Here is a 4,513-nt window from a genome sequence, read left to right on the forward strand (position 1 = left end):
AATTCGAAAGGCCCTCCGTCGAAAGCGCAGGCGTCAACGCGCGGGGAAAATAGCGCTTACGGTTGAAGTAATTCGGCCTCGACTATGAAAGCGTCGCCGAAATCAATCCGCGCGTCTTACGCTTCCGAAACAGGTTTCGGTCAGACGGGCCCGCGAGCGCAACAGCCGGGCTACGATTCCTGGTCCAGGGCATGTGCGGGATCATGGACCTGACCGCCGAGCCTGACGGTGAACCGGAGAAAGTGGGCGTCACCTGGATCGACGTCTTTACCGGGTATGGGGTCATCGGTATCCAAACTGCACTTGCCGAGCGGGAGCCTTCCGGCCTCGGCCAGCACGTCGACCTGGCGTTGTTGGACGTCGGCGCTGCGGTACTTGCCAATCAGGCGATGAACGATCTTGCGCGCGGCGGGGTGCCCCGCCGAATGGGCAATGCGCATCCTGATATCGTGCCCTATCAGGTGTTTCCGGATTCCGACGGCCATCTGATCATCACCTGCGGCAATGACCGACATTTCGCGTCTCTTTGCGATATGCTTGGTCTCGATGGTGTTTCGAATGGTCCGGCGTCGAAGTCGGCTGGGTTGGACGGAAGGCCGGCAAGGGCTTTTACGACTATCGCGGCGAAGTTCCCGTTCAGAGCCGCTGAGCAGGAGGAGTGCTTATGAAAATGCGGCGAAACGGATGTTAGGATCCAAGTGAAGCCGGAGCAAGTTGCAGCAGTCGCCGCCCCGATCGCGATAATACCTGACGCCGATGCGTCGGGGTGGTCGGGTTTGCGCCAATCAGCGGAAATTCCACGTGCGATCGGCGGATGACTGCAAAGGGTCGAAACGCGTCGATCCGCAGCTTCCGAGGTAAGGTCTGGAAGTGGTGCATTGATGCCGTCGAAGCGTAGCTTGGCCGACGTCTGCTTTCGGGAAGACCCCACGCGGCGTCGATGGCCGATATGGGGGCGCATTGCGGACACGCCTAAAATGTATCCCGCCTGCTAGTATGCTTAGGTTTGCTTCGGCGCCCGCGCCTCAATCGCCCCAGTACAACGCATGTCGAAGCGTTTGGCGAGTTCCGCCAGGCTGACCTCCCCGAGACGGCCGATCAACAATGCCTCAGCCTCACGCATGGCGCCTTCGACCGCCTCGTTGACGACCTTCTCGACGGCGCAGTCGGGGTTGGGATGCTCGTTACCGATGGCGAAGATGCGCGGACCTCCCACTGCCCGATGAACATCGAGCAGCGACACTTTCGTCAGGTCCATGGCGATCGACCAACCGCCGCCGTGCCCTTTCTCCGATCGCACATAACCCGCTTTACGCAGGCCTGCCATCGTACGGCGTACGACTACCGGGTTGGTCCCAAGCATGCGCGCGACCACCTCGGACGTCATAGGTCCATCGTGGCGTGCCATGTGGAGCAACACATGGAGCATGCGGGAAAGACGGCTGTCGTTGCGCACGGTTTCATCCTTTGCATGGTGGAGGTGGATTGGCAGCATCGGCAATTCACGTTACATTAAATGTTACATGATTCGTAGAGGCGTGACATGCGTGAATTTGAGAACCCCGATCATTGGGATACTGCCGCTCGGCACTACGAGAAGACCGCGCACCCCTTCACTGCGCGCTATGCCGAAGCGGCGTTGGCACGCGTGGCGCTGACCTCGGAGGCTCGAGTCCTGGATGTCGCGGCCGGCACTGGCGCATTGGCACTGGCTGCGGCGCGCACGGGCGCTCAGGTGCTCGCGACCGACTTCTCGCCCGGCATGGTCACCCGCATCGCGGCTGCCCGACTGCCCAATGTGGAGGCGCGCGTCATGGATGGGCAGAAGCTCGACCTTCCTGACGCGGGTTTCGACGCAGTCTTCTCGATATTCGGCGTGATCATGTTCCCCGACTGGCGCAAGGGCCTCGCCGAGATGGCGCGAGTGACTCGTCCGGGTGGATATGGTGTGGTCGCAACCTGGCAGAGTCGTGGCGCGGCGACGTTTCTGCTGCTGGGCCAGATCCGCCAGACGCTGTTTCCTGACCTTCAGAGCATGGCGATGCCGGAAGCCGTCCAAGCGCTAAACGATCCGAAGGATTTCGCGCAGGAACTGATCGATGCAGGCTATCGGGATCCGCAGATCGATCAAGTCATATATGAATATGAACTTGAGGTCGCGACACTCAATGAGCCCGACACATTGTTTGGCATGTCTCCGGATTGGACTAGCCTTTCCGATCAGGAGAAAGCGGCAGTCGTCGCCGAGGTACGCAGAATTGCTGCCGATCGAGCGGTTCTGCCGATACCATCTACCGCACTGATCGGTGTCGCGCGCCGCTGAAATCGTGCGGCGGCGGCTGAACGGATGACTGCTTTCAAGATGGTGGCAAGTCGTCCTGAATAACGTATTTGCGGGCGCATAGCCGCTCGATCGAACTGCTAAAACGGAAACATTCTCCCCAATAGGTGCGGCCCCGCGGGGTGCGGGGCCGCACTCGGTCAAATCTCTGTATGCTCCGCTAGTTCCAGCGCATCCTCGATGTCCACACCAAGGTACCTGACTGTGTTCTCGATCTTGGTATGTCCGAGCAGGATCTGGATTGCACGAAGATTGCCCGTCGCTTTGTAGATCATCGCGGCCTTCGTGCGTCGAAGCGAGTGTGTGCCGTAGTCTTCGCGTCTTAGCCCAATTGCAGTCACCCACTCATCGACCAATCGGGCATACTGGCGAGTGCTGAGATGATCGGCATGATCAACTCGACCGGGAAAGGCGTAGTCGTCAATTGTTCCGCCTCTCCGTTCAAGCCATGCAAGCAGGCTTGCCCTGACTTCGGCCGTGATCTGGAACTGTACGGGACGACCGGTCTTTTGCTGGACGACCATGGCGCGGCTTCGAATTTCTTGCCCTGTGACGAGGGTTCCAATTTTTATCTTAACAAGATCGCAGCCTCGGAGCTTACTGTCGATTGCGAGATCAAACAGCGCGCGATCTCTCATGCGTCTTTCCCGATCGAGGAAGAAGCGGATCGCCCAAATCTGGCGCTGCTTTAAGGGCCTCTTGACGCCGACCTTTCGGCCCGCGTTCCAAGCCGGTCGTCCCAGTGCGTTTGTGCAACACCCATTTTTGTTCTCCTTTGACCAACATTGGCCGCGAGAAGAACTCGAGAGAACAGTGAGGGGGGGCCGGAAGTTGACAGTCCGCTGTCAGGCAAACTTGTGGGAAAGCGGACATGCACATGGGAAAGGCTGACGATATGACTCCGGGCCGCCGCTCGCGTGTGCAGCCACGTCGTATGTACCGGCGCCTCCACCTGTACTCCGTGCACCAGGCCTCGACCGCCTGCAATGTCCAAATGGAGTGAAGAGATAACTAAGGTGCGTTCCGACCGATGCAGATTGCCGAGGCCGTTCTGGCAGTCACTTGAACAACTGGGACTGCGGCCTTCGGCGGTGCTGCGGCAGGCCAGGCTTCCTGCGACGCTGCATCTCGACAATTCCGCCGTCATCAGCACCACACAACTTTTCGCCATCTGGAACGCCATAGAGACGCTGTCTGCAGACCCCGCCTTCAGCATAAGGATGGTGAGCGAGACCAGCACCGCCAATCACAAGCTCGCAATTCTGGTGGCGTCCTACGCCGCCGACTTTCGGGACTCTATAGCGCGGCTGGACCGCTTCAATCGTCTCTGCAGCCCTGACCGTCTTTGTTTCGAAGAGCGCGACGGCAAGGTGTCGGTGACGATCGAGTGGCCCGCCGGCACCGAACCGGAGCCGCCCCTGTCGGTTGACGCAAGCTTTGCCCTTGTGCTGGAACTCGGGCGACGCGGTACTGGCTGTCACCTGCGGCCAATCTCGCTGGAGCTGCGGCGACCAAAGCCGGGAACGGACAGGCACGCCATCTTCTTCGATTGCCCGATCCATTTCGGGACAGAGCGTGATCGCATGGTGCTGAATGCACCGGACCTCGACCTGCCATTCCCCGGACACAACCCCGAACTGATTCAGATGCTGACCCCCGGGCTGGCAGACGCCGTGCGCGAGATCGAGGCACTGGCCACAATCGGTGAGCAGGTAAAGAGCACCTTGAAGCGCACAATGGCCAGTGGTCGTCATGACGTCGCTGCCGTGGCGCGCGATCTGGGCCTGAGCGAACGCACCTTGCAGCGGCGGATTGCGGCGGAAGGCCAGACTTTCCGTGCTCTCCTAACCGAAGCCAGACAGGAACTCGGCCGCCAGCTTCTCTCCGATCTCACGATTGGCGTGGAAGAGGTAGCCTACCTGCTCGGATACCAGGACGCCAACTCGTTCTATCGCGCTTTCCGCGAGTGGGAAAACATCACGCCCGGCCACTGGCGTCGGGTCAAGTCTCTGTCAGCAATGACTGCCCTTAGGCAGCGGTAAGCAGAGACCAATGACCGGGTTGGAGGCGCATAGCGGTCGTTCATGAACCGTGGCTGGAAAGTCGTTTTGGGTGGATAGTGTTGAAAAAGTCCAAACTCGGGGCTCGCCGAAAAGTCGGCCAATTAGCGAT

Annotated in this window: 4 protein-coding genes and 1 pseudogene; 3 read left to right on the plus strand and 2 right to left on the minus strand. The window is 59.8% G+C overall.

Features of this window, described 5'->3' with window-relative positions; genetic code table 11:
• Nucleotides 1–101 precede the first annotated feature (101 nt).
• Nucleotides 102–521, plus strand: a pseudogene (locus CO676_RS33890) (CoA transferase); the annotation flags it as partial.
• Between the two features lie 479 nt (nucleotides 522–1,000).
• Here the strand turns inward: CO676_RS33890 and CO676_RS33895 are convergent.
• The gene (locus CO676_RS33895) at nucleotides 1,001–1,456 is read right to left on the minus strand and encodes an Rrf2 family transcriptional regulator (protein WP_097524269.1); all 456 of its coding nucleotides are present in this window, start codon (nucleotides 1,454–1,456) and stop codon (nucleotides 1,001–1,003) included.
• Nucleotides 1,457–1,543: 87 nt separating this feature from the next.
• Here CO676_RS33895 and CO676_RS33900 point away from each other — a divergent pair, with 87 nt between their 5' ends.
• Nucleotides 1,544–2,323 carry a class I SAM-dependent methyltransferase gene (locus tag CO676_RS33900; protein WP_097524266.1) on the plus strand — a complete coding sequence of 260 codons (780 nt, stop codon included), beginning with the start codon at nucleotides 1,544–1,546 and terminating at the stop codon, nucleotides 2,321–2,323.
• Nucleotides 2,324–2,481: 158 nt separating this feature from the next.
• Here the strand turns inward: CO676_RS33900 and CO676_RS33905 are convergent, their stop codons facing one another.
• The gene (locus CO676_RS33905) at nucleotides 2,482–3,084 is read right to left on the minus strand and encodes a tyrosine-type recombinase/integrase (RefSeq protein WP_097524267.1); all 603 of its coding nucleotides are present in this window, start codon (nucleotides 3,082–3,084) and stop codon (nucleotides 2,482–2,484) included.
• Between the two features lie 243 nt (nucleotides 3,085–3,327).
• Between CO676_RS33905 and CO676_RS33910 the strand changes: the two genes are divergently transcribed.
• Nucleotides 3,328–4,383 (plus strand): AraC family transcriptional regulator, encoded by a 1,056-nt coding sequence (locus tag CO676_RS33910; RefSeq protein WP_097524268.1) that lies wholly within the window; start codon nucleotides 3,328–3,330, stop codon nucleotides 4,381–4,383.
• Nucleotides 4,384–4,513 lie beyond the last annotated feature (130 nt).

It is taken from the genome of Sinorhizobium sp. BJ1 (genome assembly GCF_002531555.1).
GTDB classification, from domain to species: domain Bacteria; phylum Pseudomonadota; class Alphaproteobacteria; order Rhizobiales; family Rhizobiaceae; genus Sinorhizobium; species Sinorhizobium fredii_B.